This window comes from Mucilaginibacter sp. SG564, from assembly GCF_013149275.1.
GTDB lineage: Bacteria > Bacteroidota > Bacteroidia > Sphingobacteriales > Sphingobacteriaceae > Mucilaginibacter.
Genome location: NZ_JABGNA010000002.1, coordinates 268652 through 290738, shown reverse-complemented (window position 1 = coordinate 290738; position 22087 = coordinate 268652). Strand labels below are relative to the sequence as shown.

General features: G+C 44.2%; 22 protein-coding genes. 11 read left to right on the top strand and 11 right to left on the bottom strand.

What is annotated here, in order from left to right; all coding sequences use genetic code 11:
- Window positions 1-28 precede the first annotated feature (28 nt).
- The 5 genes from FHW89_RS05840 to FHW89_RS05820 all read left to right on the top strand — a co-directional run bounded on the left by FHW89_RS05840 (window position 29) and on the right by FHW89_RS05820 (window position 4470).
- On the top strand, window positions 29-1330 hold the full coding sequence (locus tag FHW89_RS05840) for an HlyD family secretion protein (RefSeq protein WP_172334088.1): 1302 nt from the start codon (window positions 29-31) through the stop codon (window positions 1328-1330).
- A 55-nt stretch (window positions 1331-1385) separates the two neighbouring features.
- The gene (gene bla, locus FHW89_RS05835) at window positions 1386-2261 is read left to right on the top strand and encodes a subclass B3 metallo-beta-lactamase (protein ID WP_172334087.1); all 876 of its coding nucleotides are present in this window, start codon (window positions 1386-1388) and stop codon (window positions 2259-2261) included.
- 25 nt (window positions 2262-2286) lie between these two features.
- Window positions 2287-2709 (top strand): GCN5 family acetyltransferase, encoded by a 423-nt coding sequence (locus FHW89_RS05830; protein WP_172334086.1) that lies wholly within the window; start codon window positions 2287-2289, stop codon window positions 2707-2709.
- A 264-nt stretch (window positions 2710-2973) separates the two neighbouring features.
- The gene (locus FHW89_RS05825) at window positions 2974-3723 is read left to right on the top strand and encodes an SDR family NAD(P)-dependent oxidoreductase (protein ID WP_172334085.1); all 750 of its coding nucleotides are present in this window, start codon (window positions 2974-2976) and stop codon (window positions 3721-3723) included.
- 165 nt (window positions 3724-3888) lie between these two features.
- On the top strand, window positions 3889-4470 hold the full coding sequence (locus FHW89_RS05820; RefSeq protein WP_172334084.1) for a TetR/AcrR family transcriptional regulator: 582 nt from the start codon (window positions 3889-3891) through the stop codon (window positions 4468-4470).
- Window positions 4471-4527: 57 nt separating this feature from the next.
- On the opposite strand, the gene FHW89_RS05815 is transcribed toward FHW89_RS05820, so the two are convergent.
- Together FHW89_RS05815 and FHW89_RS05810 are read right to left on the bottom strand one after the other, a co-directional pair.
- Window positions 4528-5418, bottom strand: coding sequence for an AraC family transcriptional regulator (locus tag FHW89_RS05815; protein ID WP_172334083.1), 891 nt, complete (start codon window positions 5416-5418; stop codon window positions 4528-4530).
- Window positions 5419-5508: 90 nt separating this feature from the next.
- Window positions 5509-6327 (bottom strand): SDR family oxidoreductase, encoded by an 819-nt coding sequence (locus FHW89_RS05810; protein ID WP_172334082.1) that lies wholly within the window; start codon window positions 6325-6327, stop codon window positions 5509-5511.
- Between the two features lie 376 nt (window positions 6328-6703).
- Between FHW89_RS05810 and FHW89_RS05805 the strand changes: the two genes are divergently transcribed.
- From FHW89_RS05805 to FHW89_RS05790, 4 genes are all read left to right on the top strand, one after another.
- A complete protein-coding gene (locus tag FHW89_RS05805; RefSeq protein ID WP_172334081.1) occupies window positions 6704-7300 on the top strand; it encodes a Crp/Fnr family transcriptional regulator in 597 nt (198 codons plus the stop codon).
- An 82-nt stretch (window positions 7301-7382) separates the two neighbouring features.
- Entirely contained in the window at window positions 7383-7850 is a 468-nt protein-coding gene (locus FHW89_RS05800; protein ID WP_172334080.1) for a DoxX family protein, read from the top strand.
- Between the two features lie 271 nt (window positions 7851-8121).
- A complete protein-coding gene (locus FHW89_RS05795; RefSeq protein WP_172334079.1) occupies window positions 8122-9012 on the top strand; it encodes a DMT family transporter in 891 nt (296 codons plus the stop codon).
- A 226-nt stretch (window positions 9013-9238) separates the two neighbouring features.
- A complete protein-coding gene (locus tag FHW89_RS05790; protein ID WP_172334078.1) occupies window positions 9239-10108 on the top strand; it encodes a M57 family metalloprotease in 870 nt (289 codons plus the stop codon).
- A gap of 174 nt (window positions 10109-10282) precedes the next feature.
- Here the strand turns inward: FHW89_RS05790 and FHW89_RS05785 are convergent, their stop codons facing one another.
- From FHW89_RS05785 to FHW89_RS05755, 7 genes are all read right to left on the bottom strand, one after another.
- Complete coding sequence (locus tag FHW89_RS05785) at window positions 10283-11128, bottom strand: NAD(P)H-binding protein (protein WP_172334077.1); 846 nt, start codon at window positions 11126-11128, stop codon at window positions 10283-10285.
- 180 nt (window positions 11129-11308) lie between these two features.
- Entirely contained in the window at window positions 11309-12046 is a 738-nt protein-coding gene (locus FHW89_RS05780; protein ID WP_172334076.1) for a DUF4184 family protein, read from the bottom strand.
- 11 nt (window positions 12047-12057) lie between these two features.
- Window positions 12058-12618 carry a hypothetical protein gene (locus FHW89_RS05775; protein ID WP_172334075.1) on the bottom strand — a complete coding sequence of 187 codons (561 nt, stop codon included), beginning with the start codon at window positions 12616-12618 and terminating at the stop codon, window positions 12058-12060.
- A 318-nt stretch (window positions 12619-12936) separates the two neighbouring features.
- Window positions 12937-13719 (bottom strand): indole-3-glycerol phosphate synthase TrpC, encoded by a 783-nt coding sequence (gene trpC / locus FHW89_RS05770; protein WP_172334074.1) that lies wholly within the window; start codon window positions 13717-13719, stop codon window positions 12937-12939.
- Between the two features lie 143 nt (window positions 13720-13862).
- A complete protein-coding gene (locus FHW89_RS05765; RefSeq protein WP_172334073.1) occupies window positions 13863-14438 on the bottom strand; it encodes an aminodeoxychorismate/anthranilate synthase component II in 576 nt (191 codons plus the stop codon).
- A gap of 85 nt (window positions 14439-14523) precedes the next feature.
- Window positions 14524-15936 (bottom strand): anthranilate synthase component I family protein, encoded by a 1413-nt coding sequence (locus tag FHW89_RS05760; protein WP_172334072.1) that lies wholly within the window; start codon window positions 15934-15936, stop codon window positions 14524-14526.
- 233 nt (window positions 15937-16169) lie between these two features.
- Window positions 16170-16598, bottom strand: a complete 429-nt coding sequence (locus FHW89_RS05755) for a cytochrome B (protein ID WP_172334071.1) — start codon at window positions 16596-16598, stop codon at window positions 16170-16172.
- A gap of 519 nt (window positions 16599-17117) precedes the next feature.
- Here FHW89_RS05755 and FHW89_RS05750 point away from each other — a divergent pair.
- A complete protein-coding gene (locus tag FHW89_RS05750) occupies window positions 17118-17645 on the top strand; it encodes a DinB family protein (protein ID WP_172334070.1) in 528 nt (175 codons plus the stop codon).
- A gap of 465 nt (window positions 17646-18110) precedes the next feature.
- On the opposite strand, the gene FHW89_RS05745 is transcribed toward FHW89_RS05750, so the two are convergent.
- Window positions 18111-19784, bottom strand: a complete 1674-nt coding sequence (locus FHW89_RS05745) for a dihydrolipoamide acetyltransferase family protein (RefSeq protein WP_172334069.1) — start codon at window positions 19782-19784, stop codon at window positions 18111-18113.
- Window positions 19785-19915: 131 nt separating this feature from the next.
- The gene (pdhA, locus tag FHW89_RS05740) at window positions 19916-20911 is read right to left on the bottom strand and encodes a pyruvate dehydrogenase (acetyl-transferring) E1 component subunit alpha (protein WP_172334068.1); all 996 of its coding nucleotides are present in this window, start codon (window positions 20909-20911) and stop codon (window positions 19916-19918) included.
- A gap of 497 nt (window positions 20912-21408) precedes the next feature.
- On the opposite strand from pdhA, the gene FHW89_RS05735 reads away from it, so the two are divergent.
- Window positions 21409-21996 carry a C40 family peptidase gene (locus tag FHW89_RS05735; RefSeq protein ID WP_172334067.1) on the top strand — a complete coding sequence of 196 codons (588 nt, stop codon included), beginning with the start codon at window positions 21409-21411 and terminating at the stop codon, window positions 21994-21996.
- Window positions 21997-22087 lie beyond the last annotated feature (91 nt).

Sequence of the window (22087 nt, the reverse complement as noted above, 5' to 3'; positions counted from 1 at the left end):
AATTCTGTAAATTCTGATTCAGACAATTATGCCGGTAACATATATTAATAATAACGGACAGGAGAGGCATACAGATGATATGCAGGATATTATTACCACGGTGCCTTCATGGATATTGCGCTGGGGCATTACCTTGTTTTTTGGCATCCTGGTACTGATCGTATCCCTGTCGGCATTGGTAAAATATCCGGATATTGTTAAAACACAACTTAAAGTAGAATCACCAAATTCGCCAAAACCCGTAGTTGCCAAAGTACCTGGTAAACTGATCAGGCTTTTGGTAAAAGAAAATACTACGGTTGTTGCAGGCCAGGCATTGGCCTATCTGGAAAGCACGGGCGATCATGACAAGATCTGGCGACTGGCTGCAAATTTAAAGAGTCTGCAAACCCAGGTGCTGCAAAATAAACCCATTAGCGCGGTGCTTTTTTCACAATCAGATAATATCCAGTTAGGCGAGCTGCAATCGGCCTATCAAACTTTTTACCAGGAGTATTTGAATTATAAATCGGCTGTTAATGATGGGTTTTATTTAAAGAAGAGAGCGTTTTTGCAAAATGATCTTCTGGCACTTACTCAGCAAACACAGCAGCTCAATCAGCAAAAACAGATACAGCAGCGCAATTTTGCTATAGCCGACGATGATTATCAGATGCATAAAAAGCTGGAGAAAGAAAAGGTAGAAACCCCGGCCGAACTCAGGCAGCAGGAAAGTAAATACCTGGCCCAAAAAGAACCCCTTGTACAAACAGAATCGGCCCTGATCACCGCGAATAATAACTATGCCGCTAAACAAAAAGATATACTGGAGTTGGATAACCAGATCAGGGAAGAAAAAGCCAAATTCCTGCAGGCGCTCAACAGCCTGATCAGCCAGGCCGAAGATTGGAAAAGCAAGTATATTTTAACCGCCCCCCAGGCAGGTAAATTATCCTATGCCGGTATTGTTCAGGAAAACCAGGTACTTAGCACCGGGCAGGAAGTTTTTAACATAAACCCGGGCAACGAAGCCTTTTTTGGTCAAATGGCTATCCCCCAGGATAACATGGGTAAGGTTAAAGAAGGACAGGAGGTATTGGTAAAATTAAAAAGCTACCCGTTTGAAGAGTATGGCATGATCAGGGGCAGAATCAGCTATATTGCGGATGTCCCTTACAAAGACAGTGTCTTTATTTCTAAAGTGGATTTTAAAGTTAGAAGCGCGTCGGATATGAAGAAACCCATCCACCTGAAGCAAGGCATGATAGCGAGTGCGGAAATTATCACCCAGGATGCAACGATTTTACAACGGATAAGCCGGAGTGTATTTAAGGTGCTTCGGAGTAATTAGATTTTTTTAATCGCAATATGAACAATATTTTAGCTTATTGTTCATTCGTTTATATATGACTGTAAAAAAGCTTAAAAGGGTTTGCTTGCTGATCTGTTTTTTGTGCCTGGGGTTTGGCGCATCGGCTCAGCAAGTATTGCAGCCTGCAATTACCAATACCGATTGGTCAAAGCCGTTTCCGTCATTTCAAATAGCCGGTAACCTGTATTATGTGGGCACGTATGAGCTGGCTTGCTATCTTATTACTACACCCAAAGGCCATATACTCATTAATACAGGGTTGGCAGATTCGGCTCCCCTTATTAAAGCCAATATCGAAGCTTTGGGGTTCAAATTTGCAGATGTCAGGACACTCTTAACCACCCAGGCGCATTTTGACCACATGGGCGCAATGGCCGCCATAAAAAAACAAACCGGCGCCAAAATGATGGTGGACTATGGCGACGCGCCGATAGTAGCCGATGGCGGCCGTTCAGATTACTCCACCGGGGGTAGCATCAGCAATTACGCACCGGTACAGGTTGACAGGATATTGCATAACGGGGATATCATCAAATTAGGGGATATGCAATTGGTTATGCTCCATCATCCAGGGCATACTAAAGGTTCCTGTAGTTTTTTGTTTAAGGTGAAAGATCAGAAACGATCATACCGGGTGCTGATTGCTAATATGCCTACTATAGTTACCGATAAAAAATTCTCGGAGATACCCGGGTACCCCAATATTGCCAAAGATTATGCTTACACGCTGGATGCCATGAAAAAGCTGTCGTTTGATATTTGGCTGGCATCCCATGCCAGTCAGTTTGATCTTCAAGGCAAACACAAACCCGGCAGCGGTTATAATCCAGATGCATTTTTCGGTAGAAAAGACTACGATGCGGAGATGGACGATCTGCAGGGTAAATTTTTAAAGAAAGTAAAAGAATAACCGGGTGAAGCAATTAAAAATTTAGATGTCAAAATACCCAAAAGTTAAAAATCAGGAGTTAGTAGGCACATATCCTGCGTTCGTAAAATCGGGGGGTGGTTATGTTTGGGATGAGGTATTAGAATACCGGGTATGGTGCCATCCCGAGGACGGAGCTCCTGATATTGATGAAGAGGGTGACTATTATTATTTTTTTGATAACTACGAAGAGGCCCTCCAGTTTTCGGAGGACACTCAGGGAGCTGAACCTCCATTAGCGCTTATTCTGCAAGAGGAATATATAGGTGAGCCAGAGCCAGGTAAATATATACACGTGAAAGAAGAAAGGTTAACGGAGTGGCCGGCAGATTTTCTTACCCGACCAAGAAGGACCTCAAGCACTATCCCTGATTTTTTTGCTCCGGATGCTCCTGATAACAGGATTCAAATATTACGCGACCTTCACTGATAATTCCTGCCCGACAGGTAATTGACATTAATCGGATCACACCAGATGCCGCAGTGTTCTTATTCCCATTTCCAGTAACAATTTCTATATAATGTGTTGTTTTTAAGGCTTTTCGCGATGTTGTAAATATCTAAGAAGAGCATTGAAAATCTCCCCATTTGTCATGCCTGCATAATATTATAATTAAAACGGAACGAATGTTCCGTTATGGCATATATTTGCGGAACGATTATTCCAAATAAGAAAAAATTAATCATTCCTAAAATGAAAAAATTAGAAAATAAAGTAGCAGTTATCACCGGAGCATCAAAAGGTATTGGTGCCGGTATTGCTAAAAGCCTGGCGGCAGCAGGAGCATCTGTAGTAGTTAATTATGCTTCGGCAAAGGCTGGCGCCGACAAAGTGGTTGAAGAAATTGTAAGCAATGGCGGCAAAGCCATAGCCGTGCAGGGCGACGTTTCAAAAGCAGGCGACATCAGCCGTTTGTTTGACGAAACCACCAAAGCTTTTGGCGCGGTTGATATCCTGGTGAACAATGCCGGTGTTTATAAATTTGGCGCCATCGAGGAAATCAGTGCCGAAGATTTTCACAATCAGTTTGACACCAACGTACTGGGTTTATTGCTCACAACACAAGGCGCATTAAAAAGCTTTAATGCCGACGGTGGCAGTATCATCAATATTGGTTCGGTGGTGAGCAATATCGCCCCGGTTGGCAGCTCTATTTATACAGCTACCAAAGGCGCGGTTGATGCCATAACCCATGTATTATCAAAAGAGCTGGGCCCTAAAAAAATCCGTGTTAACTCCATTAACCCGGGTATGGTTGAAACCGAGGGTACACATACCGCTGGTTTCATTGGCAGCGATTTTCAGGCCGAAACAGAACGTACAGCCCCACTGGGCCGTATTGGGCAACCAGAAGATATTGCGCTGGTAGCCGTGTTCCTGGCCTCCGAAGAGTCGCGCTGGTTAACCGGCGAAACCCTGCTGGCCGGTGGCGGTGTAAGGTAAGGCTTAAAGTCAGAAATCAGGAAACAAGAACCAGGAACCAGGAATTATTTTTGATGATGTGTTGAAGGTAATTGAGTTTTTTTCTTGATTCTTGACACTTGTTTCTTGATTCCTGACGTTCAATCAATAGCTTTGCCTAATTATTAGGCAAAGCTATTTGCAATTATGGCAAGGACTAAAGAGTTTGATGAAAATGAGGTGCTGAATAAGGCCATTGATCTTTTTTGGTTAAAGGGGTACAATGGTACGTCTATGCAAGACCTTGTGGATGGGCTGGGTATCAGCCGGTCGAGCTTGTATGATACCTATGGCGACAAGCATGCGCTGTTTATTAAAGCCCTGCAAACTTATCAGTGCGCGGCCTCGGATAAAATATCACAGATAGTGGCCAGCAACCTGCCTGCCAAAGAAACCATTAAACAGATACTGGAGTTTGTTTCCAACGAGTTATTGAGCGATCATAGTCGCAAGGGTTGTTTCATGGTAAATGCCGAGGTAGAGAATGCTCCGCATGATTCTGAGGTAAAGCAGATGGTTTGCCGGAACGATCAGCAGATGGAGGATACTTTTTACCAGGTTATTAAAAAAGGCCAGGACAGCGGAGAGATTGATCATGCTCAAGACGGCAGAGCCATAGCCCGCTCTATCGCCAATACGGTAAAGGGCATGCAGGTAACTGCCAAATCAACCAGCGAAAAAGCCGTTTTTGATGATATTGTAAGGCTGGCGTTGCTTATGCTAGGTTAAAACACCCTTTAACGCTAAGTTAATTTGATCACGAAGCGTGTATAACCAGCCTGCAGATCAATTCATGATCTGTTTACGGAATTGAACAGGGCTGATCCCAACTTCTTTTTTAAACAAGCGCGAAAAATAGGGCAGGTTATCAAAGCCCAGGGTATAAGCGGTTTCGGCAATGTTTTGGTGTGATCCTTTGAGCAGGTTTTTAGCCTCGGATATTAAGGAGATATGGATCAGTTCCATAGCCGTTTTGCCGGTTTCCTGTTTCAGCAGATCGCTCAGGTAATTTGGCGACAGGTTAAGTTCGGCAGCCATCGATTTAACAGTGGGCAGGCCTTTATCCAACAAATGGCCTTTTTCATAGTAGGCAGAAAGCGCGCCATTAAACCTGGAAGCCATTTTGCCGGTCACCTCAATCCGGTTAATAAACTGCCGTTTATAAAAACGCTGAGAATATTTTAAGATGGATTCAATGTGCCCCAAAATAATATCGCGGCTGTACTCGTCCTGGTTGTTGTAGTATTCGGTGTTGATTTCATTGTACAGGCCCCAGATAATCTGCTCTTCTTTGGGCGAAAGGTGCAGGGCCTCATTGGTTTCGTACTCAAAATAATCGTACTTTTTAATCTCGTTATACAGCGGGTGTCCGTTCAGGTAATCCTCATGCATCAGTATCAGGAAACCATCTTCCTCAAACCTCATGTTTTTAAACTCGGTGATCTGCCGTGGTTTTACAAACGACATGGAACCATTATCATGGTCATACCTGGTACGGCCATACAGGAACATGCCCGATACTATTTTTTTTAACCCGATCAGGTAAAAATCGCTGGTAAACTCCTGTTCAACAATATGGCATATATTGTTGCAACGTACCAGGTAAAGCAGCGGATTTTCGGGAGGCGGAAAACCGTTATCGTGGTTCATCTGGGCCAGGCTTTTATAATGTTTCATGATCAGAAATAATTAAAGCATAATTCACACTATTAAAAGTATGAATTATGCCGGGTTATTAAGTTGGGTTAAAGTAAAATTAACAATGGCTTATTTGCCGTGAGCTGCAGCTGCTACAGGTTGCCACTCTTCCCAGGTAGCCAGGCGTTGTTCATAAACCTGTTTTACCCATGGTAAAGCTACCTTACCCAGGAACAAACGCAGCGGCGGATTCTCGCTATCAACCAGTTTCAATACAGCTTCTGATGTAGCTTCTGGTACACCAAAAATATCCTCAGTTAAACCAGCCTGGAAAGCGGCTTTTACACCATCATAAGCCGGTATGGCTTCTGAATGTACAGCTGATGCGCCAGCCCAATCGGTAGCAAAACCGTTTGGCTCCACAAGGGTTACTTTGATGCCAAAACCCGCAACCTCGGTGGCCAGGGTTTCGCTCAAACCTTCAACCGCGAATTTAGTAGCATTGTAAATACCCAAAACAGGCAGCGTAACCAAACCTACCACGCTTGATAGCTGGATGATGTGGCCATGGCCCTGCGCACGCATTACTGGCAATACGGCCTGGGTAATCCATAATAAACCAAATACGTTGGTTTCTATTTGTTCGCGGGCTTCCTGCTCGGTAGCTTCCTCAATGGCGCCAAACAGACCGTAGCCGGCGTTGTTGATCAGCACATCGATAGAGCCAAAATGTTGTTTAGCCTGTGCAACGGCTGCAAAGTCGGCCTCGCGGTTGTTTACATCCAATTGTATAGGTAATATGGCATCGCCATAGGTGCTTACCAGGTCGGCAAGGCTATCCAGGTTACGTGCAGTGGCTACTACTTTATCCCCACGTTTTAAAAATGCTTCGGCCCAAAGTTTTCCAAATCCACGGGAAGCTCCGGTTATAAAAATTGTCTTTGACATTGTTTTAATGATTGAATTAATTTAATAAGACAAAGGTATTTGGGCCTCGCCGGGATAATTTATACAGAACCGGGGAATACTGATACAGATTAAGGAAGAAGGGATTTTTGGAATAAGGAACAAGGACTTTTGGAACAAGGACTTTGGGAGCAAAGACGGAAGGAACAAGGATAAAAAGAAATTTGTCATCCTGAGGACCGAAGGATCTATTTGGCAACATGCATACCGCAGAATAGATCCTTCACTGCGTTCAGGATGACACAATAAAATAGTCCCAACTTTTTAAATCTTCTCCTTCCGTCTTTGCTCCTTGTTCCCAAAATCCTTGCTCTCCAAATCCTTGCTCCAAAAATCACTACTTTTACAGAACCTGTACATGATTCACCATATGTTTGAAACCATTATAGAAAAGATCCGCGAGCATGTTACTTTATCTGATGATGACGCGGCATTGCTTTCAACCTATCTGGAAGTGCGCAAACTGCGTAAAAACCAGCTGCTGGTGGAGCCGCCATACCCGGCCAATGCCGAATATTTTGTGGTAAAGGGTTGTTTGCGCCACTACTTTTTAGATGAAACAGGTGTTGAACACACCACCGCCTTTGCTATGGAAGGTTGGTGGATGACAGATCTGCAAAGCTTTTTTACCGGAGCGCCCTCCAAATACCATGTGGAAGCCCTGGAAGAGGGCGAGGTAATTAAACTGCGAAGGGAGCTTAAGGATGAAATGTTCAACAAGATACCCGCGTTGAATATCTATTTCAGGATCCTGTACCAGAATGCTATCATCTCCCAAAACGAACGTATTTTAAACGCCCTGAGCACCACGGCCGACGAGCGCTATCTGCGTTTTGTAAAAAAATACCCGGCCCTGGAAAACCGCGTGCCGCAATACCTCATCGCCTCGTACCTGGGTATTACACCCGAGTTTTTGAGTAAGGTGAAGACCCGCATAGCTGCCAAAAAATCTTAAACTAAGTTAAGATGGCGCCTTAACATAGTTCATTGAAGGATATTTACCACCCGGGTAAATTTGCGTTCATAAAATTAAAAACATGAAAGCATTACTTCAACAAACCATAGCAACAGAAATAAATATCACTTCGCTGGTTTTAAGGCTTACGTTGGCCATTGTACTTTGGCCGCATGGAGCCCAGTTATTATTAGGCTCATTTGGCGGGCACGGCTTCTCGGGATCAATGGCTTATTTTACCAATACCGGTCTGCCCTGGATCATCGCCTTCCTGGTTATTTTTCTTTTGTTTTTTGGTACCATATTCATTTTGCTCGGATTAGGCACACGCTGGTTTGCCATAGCCTTTGTGGTCCTTTTCCTGGGGATGATTGCAAACGTGCATCTGCAGAACGGTTTTTTTATGAACTGGTTTGGCAATCAAAAAGGCGAAGGCTTTGAATACCACCTGCTGTTGATTGGCGTAGCTGTTGGTTTGATCATCAGCGGCGGCGGAAAATTCAGTCTGGATCTGCTGCTGCACAAAAATCTTAAAAAAGGTAATTCATAAATACAACCTATTCAAGCGCCTGCATCCAACCGCGCGTCATTGCGAGGTACGAAGCAATCCCCGATGTGCAGAGGGGGCTGTATAAGTATTAATGAGCTTCCTCCGGTCGGTTGTCTTCGTACCTCGCAATGACGCGCGTAATAATTTTCGTCCGGTTCAGCAGCAAGCATAAGGGCCCCATTTCATCAAAAAGTAATATTCCCCAAACCTCAACATTTGTAAACGTTTTATACGCCACCTTTAGCCGACCTTTGCGCCACAATAAAATACTATGGAAAAGATACGCGGGATATTATTGGTGGCGCTTGGCGCAGCGAGTTATGGGGTGCTGGCCACTTTTGTAAAAGTGGCGCACGGCCAGGGATACCATACCGGCGAGATCACTTTTTCGCAGTTTTTCATTGGTTTTGTGGTTTTATTGATCATGAGCCTGTTTAGCAAAAAACAAAGAGAGGCAGCACCAGCAGACGATAAAAACCCTCGGTTAAAAATGCTGTTGGCAGGTACTTCGCTGGGGCTCACCAGCACTTTTTATTACCTTTCTGTTCAATACCTACCGGTATCTGTTTGTATTATTTTGCTGATGCAAACCGTTTGGATGGGTATCATCCTGGAGTGGGTGCTTACCCGGCAAACACCCGAAGCCAAAAAGATCATCGCGGCGCTTATTGTGATAGCGGGTACTTTACTGGCCACCAATATTTTTGATACGCGGGTAAATTTTAACGGACGTGGCTTGATATTCGGCCTGCTATCGGCCATGAGCTATACAGTGGCCATGTACTCGTCAAACAAAATAGCGCTGCACCTGCCTGGTGTAAAACGGAGTATGTACCTGGTACTGGGCGGGTTGTTAGCTATCCTGATCTTCTGGAATGTGGAGCTTATACGAGATTTTCAGTTTTCGGTGATCTGGAAATGGGGGGCTTTCCTGGCCCTGTTCGGTACCATATTGCCGCCGCTGCTGTTTACCAAAGGTTTGCCCAAAACAGGGATAGGTTTGGGCAGCCTTGTATCTTCGGTAGAGATACCGGTATCTATCTTATTCGCACACTTTATCCTTAATGAAAGCGTAATGCCTATACAATGGGCCGGCGTGGCGCTCATTATCATAGCCATCGCCGCCATGAACCTGCGCTTTAAAAAACCGGCAAAGGTTTAATTATAACAGATTCCTGTTTACATGGTCCCCTTACTTCAGCAACCTTCATTTAAATGTTTATCAATTTAACTATTGGTTATTAATATTTATTCAATTTGTGCATTTTTAAATATGTGTAATAAATGCGGTTATATTTATTGCCTAATAAGCAACTATTTATTTTGTATAACTATCTATTATTTACCGACCAAAAATGAAACAAAAATCCCTACATCTCCCAAAAACAATGCTTTTCGCGATCTTATTAATCATTGTAGCCGCTATAGGCTGTAAAAAGAGTAGTGCTCCCAACGAACCGCAGGTTGCCAGTACGGCGCTCACCCAGGACGAGCAGTTAAGCATTGCCAAAGCCGGGTTTTCGCCCACCAACGCGGTGCGGGTTAAAGGAGGCTTTATTGTAGAAGGAGATATTTTACTGAAACAGGCTGATCTTGATTTTCAAAGTCAGCATGTGAATGAGGTGATATTCAAAAAACCAGTGACCGAACAGTATCGCACCTTGTTTATAGTTACCGGTTTAACCAACGCTATTAAGGTAAAGGTGAGCGCGGGTGCATCGCAACAGGTATTTACCACGGCGGCCAGGAATGCCATTAAACGCTATAACAACCTGAACCTGACATTGACGTTTACGCTGTTGGATTCGGCCTCGACAGACAAGGAGGATATCTTGATCCAGGGGCAGCAATTTGGCGATCCCAACATCCTGGGCCAGTCGTCTGGCTTTCCCGGGCCCGATGGCAGGCCGGCCACGCCTATCGCGCTTAATAGTTCCAGGTATACCCATACTTTTGTGGATAAAGGCGAGCTTACTACCGTTATCGCGCACGAAATAGGGCATGCCATTGGTTTCAGACATACCGATTTCCAGAACAGGGCCTATAGCTGCGGTTATGATACTTCTTCGTGGATAGGGATCTTACAGGCTTTCTTTAAATTACCTGTTGACGAAGGGGGCCTTGCTTTTTATATCCCCGGCACCCCCATAGGCGGCGAACCCGGATCATGGATGCTGGCCTGCAGCGATGGTACCGACCGACCATTTACCCCAAGTGATGTGGTGGCTATTGAGTCGCTTTATCCGGTGAAGAAGTAAAACCGGAAAAAAGGGTGACACCCTAAAAAGTAAGGGTGTGTGCGATTCCCTCCCTTGGGAGGGGTAGGGAGGGGTTTATTGAATTGTGCAGAGAACCCCTCCCTGCCACAGCACATCCGGCCGCACCCCTCCCGTGGGGAGGGAATTTGATCGGCATCGCCGGCTTTGTTTAAATTACGCCTTAACCTGCCACACCCCAGCGGCTACAGCCTTGCGTACATATTCCGAAAAATCGGTGGGTTTACGGCCCAGTGCACGTTCTACGCCATCAGCGAGGCTGGCGTTGCGGCCATCCAATACTTCGGTGAAAAGGTAGCTGATGAGCCAGATATAATCATCGGGAATCTGATATTCGCGCATCATCGCCTTATAATCATCCATCGAAATTTGGTTATATTGAACGGGGGTGCCAAGAGCCGTTGCTATTTCCTGTATAGCATCGTGGAAAGTAAGCAATCGCGGACCGGTTAATTCATATAATTGCCCGGCATGGCCATCGGTGGTTAGCGCGGCTACGGCTACGTCGGCAATATCATCCGCATCAATAAAAGGCTCGGGGACATCACCAACGGCCAGATCAACCTGTCCGTACAGGATAGGATCCAGGAGATAGCCTTCGCTAAAGTTTTGATTAAACCAGCTGGCGCGCAAAATGGTCCAGTTAACGCCGGCATTCATTACTATTTTTTCGCAGGCCTGCGCTTCTTCCTCGCCACGGCCCGATAGCAGTACCAAATGGCTGACCCCATTGGCTATGGACAGTTTGGCTAGATTGCGGATGGTGTCGGTAGCGCCGGGAACGGCCAGATCGGGTTGATAAGCGATATAAACGGAATCGATGCCCTGCAGCACCGGGCCCCAGGTGCTTTGGTCGTTCCAATCGAAAGGTATGGCGGCATTACGGCTGCCAACGCGTACAGGCCAGCCCAATTGTTGTAGTTTGCTCACTACACGGCTGCCGGTTTTTCCGGTACCACCCAGTACCAATATTTGTTTTTTGTTGTTTTCCTGATTTTTCATGGTCATTAATTTTTTATCAAAGTTATAGGACCATGAAAAGGGAAAATAGAACAAAACCGACAGGGGGGTAAAACGCGGGAAACATAATTTGTCATCCTTAGGAACGAAGGATCTGCTATTAAACTATGCTTGGTAAACAATAGATGCTTCACTCAATTCAGCATGGCAAAAATAAACCCCCTACTTAATTTGCGAGGCTTCTGTGGTGTGTTGATAAGATACAACCACTAGTCCAATAAACATACCCGCGATGCTGGTAACTACCAGATTGCCATACTCATGATAATTTAACCCGCATATTAATCGGATTGTAGTTACTGCAATAGTAATACTCAACACTTTGAGCCAGTAGCCAGAAATATCATTAACGTTGCTGCTTATGTCTTTAGGGATGATCAATAAAGCCCATAGTATGGCTGCTCCGCCCAATACCGTACTGGCATGCTGGGCTAATTTGTAACCATATAACTGATGATCTCCGATATGGATAGTATACGTTAAGACCGGGATGGCCATAACAAAATAGCCGGCAGGGTGAGTAAAGCTGTCCCACAATAAGTGGGAGGTGCTGCCTATAAGTATTGATATTACAATTACAGCGATGTATTCCGGTGAAACACCGCTTTGGGTATTGCCTTTAAATTTGGAAAGCCGTTGCTTAAGCTGAATAGGCAAATGATCGATCAGCTTGTCTTTTACTATTTTATGGTAGACCAAAAACAACAATAGCCCTACCGGCAGATCAAACCAAAGCAAGCCGGATAGGGTATGACTGTAAATGCTGCGCACCCGCATCCTGAAAAAATATTCAAAGTCGGGTACCATGCTACCCATCACCAGCGCTGTCATAGAAATCCACCTTTTGGGAAGTTGTTTTAATGGTAAAACCAGGGCCGGGTGCGCGAAGGTAAAGGGCATGCGTGATCTGTTTAGCTATAAGTCTCCAGAAACTCGTCTATCTGATCTTCGCTATCCATATTGAGTATCGCATTGGCAAGCTTTATCTGGCCTTTAGCTAATGCAATTGCGGTTAAAGCACAAGAGGTCAGGCTTAAATCCCAATTTTGATTCATAATAAATTTGGCAAGCTCACCCAGTTCCTTTATGGCCATCTCATAATCAGGTGTCAGGGCTTTGGGTAATTTAGGATTATCTTCTTTGTGCCGTTGTATTTCAATAACAGAAACAAGCCCCAAAACATTATAATCTACCAATTGCTTCTCTCGGGCTATCCTGATCAAATGAGGAACAGCGTAATATGATGCAAGTCCAACATCACCCTGATGGTGGAGTTCATCCCATAATTCCTGGTAAATGGGCTCTATGGCCTGTAGGGTATTGGCCTGTTCCAATTTTTTTAAAGCTATGGAGGCATCGTAGCTTGTTCTTCTATACCCGCCTTCCATGTTTTTCCATACAGAGCTGTTAAGATCCAGACTGGGCTCGTTCACCGGTTTTTTAGAAAAAAAATCGCCCAATTTTATTGTCATATCGATTTACTTGTTTATCAAAGATATGATTCCCGAATCAATTTGTCTTCCACATAATAAATCATCCTGAGCTTGTTTCAGAATCTCCTAAGACAAACTAATTCACGTGTTGTACACCTGCTTATGGGGTGCCGAAACAAGTTCGGCATGACTTAAGTCAATAAATACTTTTTAAACTTTTCAAAACACATCAAAACCGCGTTGCAATTTGTTAAAAGCGTTAAAACGCGTTTTTTTCTGGCGATTTTGAGCCGTTTCTATCCCAATTTTGAACAGAAATTTGTTAAAATTCAAGGTTTAAAAAGTTTACCGCATCTGTTATAACTGGGCGACAAAATCGCGCATGGCCAGGGCCGGGTCGGCTTGTTTCATAAATGTTTCGCCGATCAGGAAGCCGTTGAAGCCGGCCAGTTTCAGGTGACGGATAGTTTCCGGATCGCTGATAGCACTCTCGGATATTTTCATGAACTCTGCCGGGATGTGTTTAGCCAGCTGGTATGATGTTTCCACAGATACGGTAAAATCGGCAAGGTTGCGGTTATTTACGCCAATGGCATCCAGTTTGGGGTGGATGCTGCGTTCCAGCTCTTCCAGGTTATGCACTTCCAGTAGCACGTTCAGGCCAATGCTTTTGGCCAGTGTGGCCATGGTATCAATTTGGGCAGGGGTAAGTATGGCGGCTATCAGCAAAATAATATCAGCACCTAATGATTTGGCTTCGATCACCTGGTACTCATCTATCATAAAATCCTTGCGTAAAACGGGGATATTGTTTACCGAACGGGCTTTTACCAGATCGGCCTTGCGGCCCATAAAAAAGTTGCGGTCGGTTAAAACGGATAGGGCCGAGGCACCCGCGCTGGCATAACCATTGGTAACTGCGCTAACCCTTACCTTATCGTTAATAATGCCTTTAGAGGGCGATTTACGCTTAAATTCGGCAATAATACCGCTGCGTTCCGGATCAAGCAAAAACTCTTTAAAAGAGTAAGTGTCGCGATGAAAATATTCTGATTCTTCCAGTTCAACATAGGAAACGCGTTTTTTTGCAGATGCTACTTCCTTTTTTTTATTGGCAACTATTTTATCAAGTATATTCATGAGGTACATATTATTATTAGCGTCATTGCGAGCGATAGCGTGGCAATCCCAAACTGTACAGAGCGGCTCTGCAGATCGGGGATTGCCACGCTATCGCTCGCAATGACGGGTTTGTTCTTTGTCATTCTGTCAGCGCAAATATATTATTTACTGCTCAACCAGTTATGCATCATTTCCTTACCGTACTCGGTGAGTATGGATTCCGGGTGAAACTGCACGCCGCGCACGTCATATTCGCGGTGGGCCAGTGCCATGATGGAATTGTCCTCCTCGTCGATAGCGGTTATTTGCAGCGTTTGTGGCAGATCTTTATCGCTTACTACCCATGAATGGTAGCGGCCCACCTTAAAGCTTTCTGGCAGGCCTTTAAAAAGCTCCTCCTGCCTGTTGGTTACCTTAATAGGAGTGGCAATGCCATGCATCGGCTGGCTCAGGTTGTACAGGCTGCCGCCAAATACTTCGGCAATGGCCTGCTGACCCAGGCAAACGCCGAATATGCTTTTGGTTGGCGCGTATTTTTCGATCACCTCCAGCAGCAAGCCTGCTTCTGAGGGAATGCCCGGCCCCGGCGAAAGGATGATCTTATCGAAAGCGTCCACATCGCCGATGGCAAATTTATCGTTCCTCCAAACCTCGCACTGCAGGCCAAGCTCGTTAACCAAATGCACCAGGTTATAGGTAAAGGAATCGTAATTGTCAATTATTAATATCTTGCTCATTTTTTAATCCTTAAAAGGAAATTCTAAATCCTAATTTCTAAATTCTAACAACGGAATGTTCCGGCAACCGGCATCCCGCACCCGATCAAAGTTCCTCCGCCAGTTCTACCGCTCTTCGGAGGGCCGATATTTTAGTATCTACCTCTTTCAGCTCACTTTCGGGTATGGAACCGGCCACAATACCCGCGCCGGCCTGGTAATGCAGCGTATTATTTTTGCTGAGGAACGAGCGGATCATGATGGCATGGTTAAAATCGCCGTTGAAGCCCAGGAAACCGATAGCGCCGCTGTAAAAACTGCGTTTAATATTTTCGTTCTCATCAATAATTTCCATGGCGCGGTATTTTGGCGCACCGCTCAGCGTACCGGCAGGGTAGGTATCGCCCACAATTTTAAAGGAGGATACCCCCGGCAGCAGCTTGCCGCTTACGTGCGATACCAGGTGTATGAGGTGCGAATAGTACTGTACTTCTTTAAATGCCTTCACCTGTACCTGCTCGCAATGGCGACTCAGATCGTTACGGGCCAGATCCACCAGCATTACATGCTCGGCCGATTCTTTGGGGTCGTTTTCCAGGTTGCGGGCTATTTCGGCGTCTTTTTCGTCGTCGCCGCTGCGTTTAAAAGTACCTGCGATAGGGAATATGCTGGCCACGTTGTTCTTAACAGTGATCTGGGCCTCGGGCGATGAGCCAAAGATGCGGAAATCGCCAAAGTCAAAATAAAACAGGTAGGGCGAAGGGTTGATGGAACGCAGGGCACGGTAAACATTAAATTCATCGCCTTGGAAAGTGCGCGAAAATGCCCTTGATGGTACTATCTGGAAAACATCACCGCGGTAAATATGCTGTTTCATCTTCTCCACTATAGCTATAAACTGCTCGTTGGTGAGGTTTGAGCGCTCTGCATCGATGCTCTTGAAGTTATATTCGGGGAAGTTTTTGTTTTTGATGAGGTATTCCAGTTTCTCGATGCCGCCGTTGGTAGGGCCTCCTTCGGCCTGGTTATGAAAGATGTAGAGTTCGTTCTTAAAATGGTCAACCGCGATAATGTAGCGGTAAACATGATACTGCATCACCGGGATTTGGCGGGTGGTATCGGTACTTTGTTTGAGTTTGATGGTTTCAAAATGCTCCACCGCCTCATGGGTAAAATAACCAAACAGGCCGTTGGATATGATCTTGGCGATAGGGTTGGCATCGGTATCAAAACCGGCTATAAACTGGTTGATCTGGTCGATCAGATCGAAGGTGCCCGCCTCATGCGTTTCCTGGCTATCATCCGGATAATGCTTTTTGAGGATACCGTTGTTTAAAACCAAACCGGCAATGGGCTCGCAGCAGATGTAGCTTAAGCTGTTTTCGCGACTGTGGTAATCCGAGCTTTCGAGCAGCAACGAGTTCGGGAACACATCGCGCAGGCGCAGATAAATGCTTACCGGTGTGGTAGTATCGGCAAGCAGCTTTTTATAAGTAGTGGTTATTTTAAATTTATTCATGTTATGTTTCAAAAAGCGTATTAAACAAAAAAACCCGGCGAATTGGGGTCGCCGGGTTTCCTATTTAGGTTTACAATTGATTAGTTATCTCTGACTAAAAACGCAACCGGCTGCCAAATTTAATTGGTGCCACCAGCTGTTTTTATGAGTGCTTTTAATCATCGTGGTCACAAATTTAGAAAGAAATTTGAATTGTCAAATTTTTTCTGAAATTATTTATTTGCTAAATCCTATTAGCCTCGTGGAATTAATAGGATACCGCTTGAAATGACGATCATACCCAGTATATAGAATACAAAAACAGCTTTGTGCTTTTCTTCGTCGGTAGCGGCTTTTTTCGATTTGCTATGACCGACAGTGATCAAAACAATAGCGATAACCATCATAACCCAGTGCTCTACAGTGAAATAACGGGTAGCTGGGTTTTTCATGGTATCTTTTGTAAACTGTACAAAGGGGCTTACAAAATACAGCACAATACCGATGAGTAATTGCGTATGTGCCGAGATCATGGCAAACAGGTTGAGCTTACGGTTGCCATCGGTATATGGTTTTTTACCTGTAAGGCCAAGAAGCGCCAATAGGGCTGCCACAATAACAAGCACCATAACTATGTACCTGAAACCGGAGTGAAGATGCTGAAGAAAGCTATAAAACGTCATAACAAAAATTTTTGTGTGAATATACAATAAAACCAAAAGCTGTAAAAGCAAGGTGTTTATTTGACAATTGGTTAACGGATTTATCCATTCATCCGTCATTGCAAGCGTAGCGTGGCAATCTCTATGATTAATTTGTCATCCTGAGGAACGAAGGATCTATCGGCGATTAGATTCTTCGCTCCGCTCAGAATGACAGAAATTATTTGCTTCGTACCTCGCAATGATGTTTGGGTATTCGATTTTACGGGCGACAATTTTTGCTGAATTGCACTCAACTCTGGGGCTGCTGAAAGCGACCCTTGGGTGGGTTTACATGTAAACCCACTTTTGATGATGTTTTTTATATAACTATTTGATTATAAGTTATTTAAACCAATGTAAACCCAAAAAAGTGTAAACCATGTAAACCCACTTTTTAATGTGCTATTGTCGCAAATCACCCTTAATTTGTCTTTGTTGCCACCTACGTATCCGGACTGATCTGCCGAACTTTGACTTATCAAAGAAGATCATAAAATTATGGAACAACAAAAAAATGCTTTGGTACAACCCCTGCCGGTTTTGATCGGGTCTGTAGCAGAGGCGCAACTGAATTTATTTGAACCCGTTAAACAAAGCGAAGTTAATCGTATCCCTTTTGAAGGAAGCTGGACAGCCGCCGAACTGATAGAACACATGGTATTATCTATAGGGAGCTCTGTAGAGGTACTAAGCGGGCCTGTAAAAGCAACCGACCGGGCGCCCGATCAATACGTGCAGAGTGTAAAAGACATGTTTTTGAATTTCGATCTGAAATTTAAATCGGCGCCTTCCATCACACCCGAAACCAAGCTTTATGACCGGGATATATTGATCAAAAAGCTCAGAACGGTATACAACAGCCTGATCTACCTGGTGGAGGTAAAGGACCTAACCGATACTTGTCTGCTTTGGGAATTCCCGACCATAGGTCACCTTACTCGGTTGGAGTGGGCTTACCAGGCGGTTTATCATGCGCAAAGGCATACGCAGCAGCTCAAGAATATTATAGGGCATTTGGATGTTTAGATAAGGAAGTGCTCGTGCGATTCACTCCCTTGTGTGGGTACAATGTCATTAAGTTAAGAATACTCCGTAGGAGTAAAAGCTTTGTAGCAAATAAATAATAAGCATTTAGTATGCCGTAGGTATGCAACCTGAGTACAGTACCTATGGTACTGAATGGGAGAATTGACTTTTTACTACAAAACTTTAACCCTGATGGGGTTTACAAAATCTCTTAACTTAATGACATTGTAGGAGGGAAGGAAAGGGTTTATTGGACAGTACGCCGTTGAAACCGCTCCCTTCCAATACATCACCTTATGCGCCCCTCACAAGCGAGGGAATTGGAAATATTTATAAAAACAAAAAAAGCGCTGGGTTAATCCAGCGCTTTTTTCTATGATAAATCCGAAACGGCGAAGCCTTCTTGAACACCATTGAATATAAACAACGGTGAAAAATCGAAATTCCGAGATCCGAAATCAAAAATTATATTAACAGTCTTACTGGTTCTTCCAGTAATGATTTCAGGGTTTGCAGGAACGCGGCACCTGTTGCGCCGTCAACCACGCGGTGGTCGCAGCTTAAGGTAACTTTCATTACGTTACCTGGTACTACAGCGCCGTTTTTAACAACGGGAACCTGTTGTATACCGCTAACAGCCAGGATACAAGCATTTGGTGTGTTAATAATAGCGGTAAACTCATCAACACCAAACATACCTAAGTTGGATATGGTGAAGGTTGAGCCTTCCATTTCTGCAGGTTGTAATTTTTTAGCTTTTGCTTTACCGGCAAATTCTTTTACCTCAACAGAGATGTGGCTTAATGATTTACCATCGGCAAATTTAACAACCGGAACCAGCAAACCTTCGTCAACAGCAACGGCAACACCAATGTGTACGTGCTCATTGGTACGGATCTTATCGCCCAGGAATGATGAGTTAATGGCAGGGTGCTGTTTTAAAGCAACGGCAACGGCTTTAACTACAAAATCATTAAATGATATTTTAACCGGAGCGATATCGTTGATGCGGGTACGGGCAGCTATAGCCTGATCCATATCGATGCTCATGGTTACATAGAAATGCGGAGCGGTAAACAAGCTTTCGCTTAAGCGGCGGCTAATGGCTTTACGCATTTGAGTAACTGTACGCTCGGTAAATTTCTCTTCGCCGGTATAAGTTGGCAGAACGATAGGTGCTTTAGCCGGAGCAGCAGCGGCTTCTGTGCTGGCTGGAGCAGCAGCAGGCGCGGCTGTTTTAGCCGGAGCCACAAATCCTTCCACATCTTTCCTGATAATGCGGCCGCCTTCGGCGCTGCCTTTTACATCATTCAGGTTGATGCCTTTATCTTTGGCTATTTTACGGGCAAGCGGTGATGCTTTAACACGGCTGTCATCAGCGGTTGAAGCCGAGGCAGTTTCCTGTGCGGCTGGTGCTGATGCTTGTGCTGCTTCGGGAGCAGCACTTTCTGCGGCCGGTGCAGCAGCAGGCGCGCTTGTAGCATCCTGTAATAAAGGTGTAATATCGGTACCTTCTTTACCAACAATGGCTATAATGCCATTAACCGGTGCGGCTTCGCCTTCTTTTGGTCCTATATATAAAAGTGTACCTGCTTCATAACCCACAACTTCCATAGTAGCCTTATCGGTTGCTACATCGGCCAGGGAATCATCAGATTTTACTTTATCGCCAACTTTAAAGTTCCATTTTTCGATAACACCCTCGGTCATGGTATCACTAAGGGCTGGCATACGTATTACGGTTGCCGGAATGCTCGACAGATCAACCTTTGGTGCAGCGGCTGCAACTGGTGCAGGCTGTTTATCTTCGGCTTTTGCGGGGGCAGCAGCTTCAGCAGGTTTCTCTTCTTTCTTTTCAGAACCACCATCAGCCTGTGCAAGGGCTGCTTTGTAATCTTCGCCTTCTTTGCCTAAAACAGCAATAACAGCATCAACCGGAACGGCATTGCCTTCTTCAACACCTAAGTATAATAAGGTGCCATCCTGGTACGATTCAAAATCCATGGTGGCTTTATCGGTTTCGATCTCGGCCAACACATCGCCGGATTTTACCTTATCGCCAACTTTTTTATGCCATTTCGCCAATACCCCTTCGGTCATGGTATCGCTCATTTTAGGCATTTTAACTACTTCGGCCATATATTATTTGGATAGAATAAATTTTGATATAAATATAACAGTTAAGTGGTGAGTGTAGAGTGGTGAATAGTGAGTTTTCTTTTTTAGTATAAAATTTTACTACTCACTACTCTCCATTCACTATTCTCCATTTAGTCTCTGATGTATGGATAATCTGCCTGAACATACACATCTGTATATAGTTCAGAAGCATCCGGCCATGGTGATTCTTCAGAGAATCTAACTGATTCATCAACGATGTCTTTTATCTTGGCATCAATCTCTTCAAACCATTTCTCATCAGCGTAACCTTTCTCTACTATAATTTGTTTTGTAGTTTCGATAGGGTCTTTAGCCTTGTAGCTTTCCAGCTCTTCTTTAGTACGGTACTTTTGCGGATCGGACATGGAGTGACCTTTATAGCGGTAAGTACGCATTTCCAGGAAGGTAGGGCCTTCACCACGGCGTGCACGCTGAACGGCTTCGTCCATAGCTACGTGTACAGCAGCGGGATCCATACCGTCAACAGCTGATGATGGTATACCGTAAGGTAAGCCTAATTTATAGATATCTGTTTGGATAGTGGTACGTTCAACAGAGGTGCCCATGGCGTAACCGTTGTTTTCGCAAACAAAAATTACAGGTAATTGCCATAAAGCAGCCATGTTAAAGGTTTCTGTTAAGGCACCCTGGCGTACAGCACCATCGCCCATGTAAGCGATGTTCACAAACTCGGTACCTTTATATTTTTCGGCGAAAGCGATACCGGCACCCAGTGGTACCTGGCCGCCTACGATACCGTGGCCACCGTAAAAGTGTTTTTCCTTATCAAACATGTGCATAGAACCACCTTTGCCTTTTGAGCATCCGGTAGCTTTGCCATATAATTCGGCCATTACCGCGTTGGGGGTTACACCTTTGGCAAGCGCATGAGCGTGGTCGCGGTAAGCGGTGATCATGCTGTCTTCCTGTTTAATTACAGACATGGCTCCGGCCAGTACAGCCTCCTGCCCAATATACAGGTGGCAAAAGCCCCTGATTTTTTGTTGTCCGTATAACTGTCCTGCTTTTTCTTCGAACTTACGCATCAACAGCATTTGTTCGTACCACATCAGGTAAGTGTCTTTATTAATTTCGATTGAACTCATGTAATTAAAACAATCAATAATCTTGGAGTAAAGCGCAAATCTAAATATATCCTTGAAAATATCGAAACTGCGACGAATTTGTTGTGATGTTTTATCTTTTATTTTAAGAAAGGGCTATAAATGAGCAGCCTTAACCGCGTTTTATAAGTTTAACCAAACATTATATGGCGATATGGTGATATTACCGAAGCCTTTTTGATCTGATAATGCAGTTTAGCGATAGCTTTGAGCGTTTTTAGACTCTTTGAGACATATAATTTTTACAAAAAGCAGAAAAAACGGGCAGAAAAGATAACCTTAAAAGTATCATGTGCGTAATAATGGTAGGCTTTAATTGATAAGATTTTTAGTATAGATAATTTATTTATATTTTTTGAAAAAAAAGTGCCATTTATTTGCAATTTTAAAAAATATAGATAGTTTTGTAGCCACTGGTGGACATAAGTGTCTGATTTAATAAACAATTTGTTGCCCCTAACAGCAAACTAACGCGTTAAATGAAGAAAATTACTCTTGCTATAGTACTACTTTTCAGCGTTTTAGCCTCGCAGGCCCAAACCGCAAGTACTCCAAACACCACTGCCGACAAGGCTCCTGATGAGCAGGAAAGTTTAGCTAAAACTTATTTATCTCAGATCATGGGTGTAGCGTTATCCGCCACCTCAAACATGAAACTTTTTCACTTTGTATACGATTGGATAGGTACTCCTTATCATTTCGGCGGTGAATCAAGAAGAGGGATCGATTGCTCGGCATTCACAAAAGAATTATACAGCGAGGTTTTTAACCTGGATATAAAAAGAAGTTCACGCGATATTTTCAGCATGGTAAACCCTGTTGGTAAAGACGATCTGAAAGAAGGCGACCTGGTTTTCTTTAAGATACACAGCCGCCGCATTTCGCATGTGGGCATTTACCTGGGTAATGGCCGTTTTGCGCATGCTTCATCAAAAGGCGTAGCTATCAGCAGCCTGGATGACAATTATTACAGCCGTTATTTTTACAAAGGCGGTCGTTTACTGGCATCATTTAAAAATGAATTTACCGGTTCGGCTACCGAAACCGACGACGATAAGAGTAATTAGTTCTGATTTCGGAAGTCGAACATCCGAAGTCCGAAATAAAAAAATTAATTTAGTCCCTTCAAAAATATGAGGGGATTTTTTTTTGCCGGAA

Excerpts from the sequence above, each read along its gene's own strand:
- FHW89_RS05840 (WP_172334088.1), top strand. The coding sequence starts at position 29 with ATGCCGGTAACATATATTAATAATAACGGACAGGAGAGGCATACAGAT.
- bla (WP_172334087.1), top strand. The coding sequence starts at position 1,386 with ATGACTGTAAAAAAGCTTAAAAGGGTTTGCTTGCTGATCTGTTTTTTG.
- FHW89_RS05830 (WP_172334086.1), top strand. The coding sequence starts at position 2,287 with ATGTCAAAATACCCAAAAGTTAAAAATCAGGAGTTAGTAGGCACATAT.
- FHW89_RS05825 (WP_172334085.1), top strand. The coding sequence starts at position 2,974 with ATGAAAAAATTAGAAAATAAAGTAGCAGTTATCACCGGAGCATCAAAA.
- FHW89_RS05820 (WP_172334084.1), top strand. The coding sequence starts at position 3,889 with ATGGCAAGGACTAAAGAGTTTGATGAAAATGAGGTGCTGAATAAGGCC.
- FHW89_RS05815 (WP_172334083.1), bottom strand. The coding sequence starts at position 5,418 with ATGAAACATTATAAAAGCCTGGCCCAGATGAACCACGATAACGGTTTT.
- FHW89_RS05810 (WP_172334082.1), bottom strand. The coding sequence starts at position 6,327 with ATGTCAAAGACAATTTTTATAACCGGAGCTTCCCGTGGATTTGGAAAA.
- FHW89_RS05805 (WP_172334081.1), top strand. The coding sequence starts at position 6,704 with ATGATTCACCATATGTTTGAAACCATTATAGAAAAGATCCGCGAGCAT.
- FHW89_RS05800 (WP_172334080.1), top strand. The coding sequence starts at position 7,383 with ATGAAAGCATTACTTCAACAAACCATAGCAACAGAAATAAATATCACT.
- FHW89_RS05795 (WP_172334079.1), top strand. The coding sequence starts at position 8,122 with ATGGAAAAGATACGCGGGATATTATTGGTGGCGCTTGGCGCAGCGAGT.
- FHW89_RS05790 (WP_172334078.1), top strand. The coding sequence starts at position 9,239 with ATGCTTTTCGCGATCTTATTAATCATTGTAGCCGCTATAGGCTGTAAA.
- FHW89_RS05785 (WP_172334077.1), bottom strand. The coding sequence starts at position 11,128 with ATGAAAAATCAGGAAAACAACAAAAAACAAATATTGGTACTGGGTGGT.
- FHW89_RS05780 (WP_172334076.1), bottom strand. The coding sequence starts at position 12,046 with ATGCCCTTTACCTTCGCGCACCCGGCCCTGGTTTTACCATTAAAACAA.
- FHW89_RS05775 (WP_172334075.1), bottom strand. The coding sequence starts at position 12,618 with ATGACAATAAAATTGGGCGATTTTTTTTCTAAAAAACCGGTGAACGAG.
- trpC (WP_172334074.1), bottom strand. The coding sequence starts at position 13,719 with ATGAATATACTTGATAAAATAGTTGCCAATAAAAAAAAGGAAGTAGCA.
- FHW89_RS05765 (WP_172334073.1), bottom strand. The coding sequence starts at position 14,438 with ATGAGCAAGATATTAATAATTGACAATTACGATTCCTTTACCTATAAC.
- FHW89_RS05760 (WP_172334072.1), bottom strand. The coding sequence starts at position 15,936 with ATGAATAAATTTAAAATAACCACTACTTATAAAAAGCTGCTTGCCGAT.
- FHW89_RS05755 (WP_172334071.1), bottom strand. The coding sequence starts at position 16,598 with ATGACGTTTTATAGCTTTCTTCAGCATCTTCACTCCGGTTTCAGGTAC.
- FHW89_RS05750 (WP_172334070.1), top strand. The coding sequence starts at position 17,118 with ATGGAACAACAAAAAAATGCTTTGGTACAACCCCTGCCGGTTTTGATC.
- FHW89_RS05745 (WP_172334069.1), bottom strand. The coding sequence starts at position 19,784 with ATGGCCGAAGTAGTTAAAATGCCTAAAATGAGCGATACCATGACCGAA.
- pdhA (WP_172334068.1), bottom strand. The coding sequence starts at position 20,911 with ATGAGTTCAATCGAAATTAATAAAGACACTTACCTGATGTGGTACGAA.
- FHW89_RS05735 (WP_172334067.1), top strand. The coding sequence starts at position 21,409 with ATGAAGAAAATTACTCTTGCTATAGTACTACTTTTCAGCGTTTTAGCC.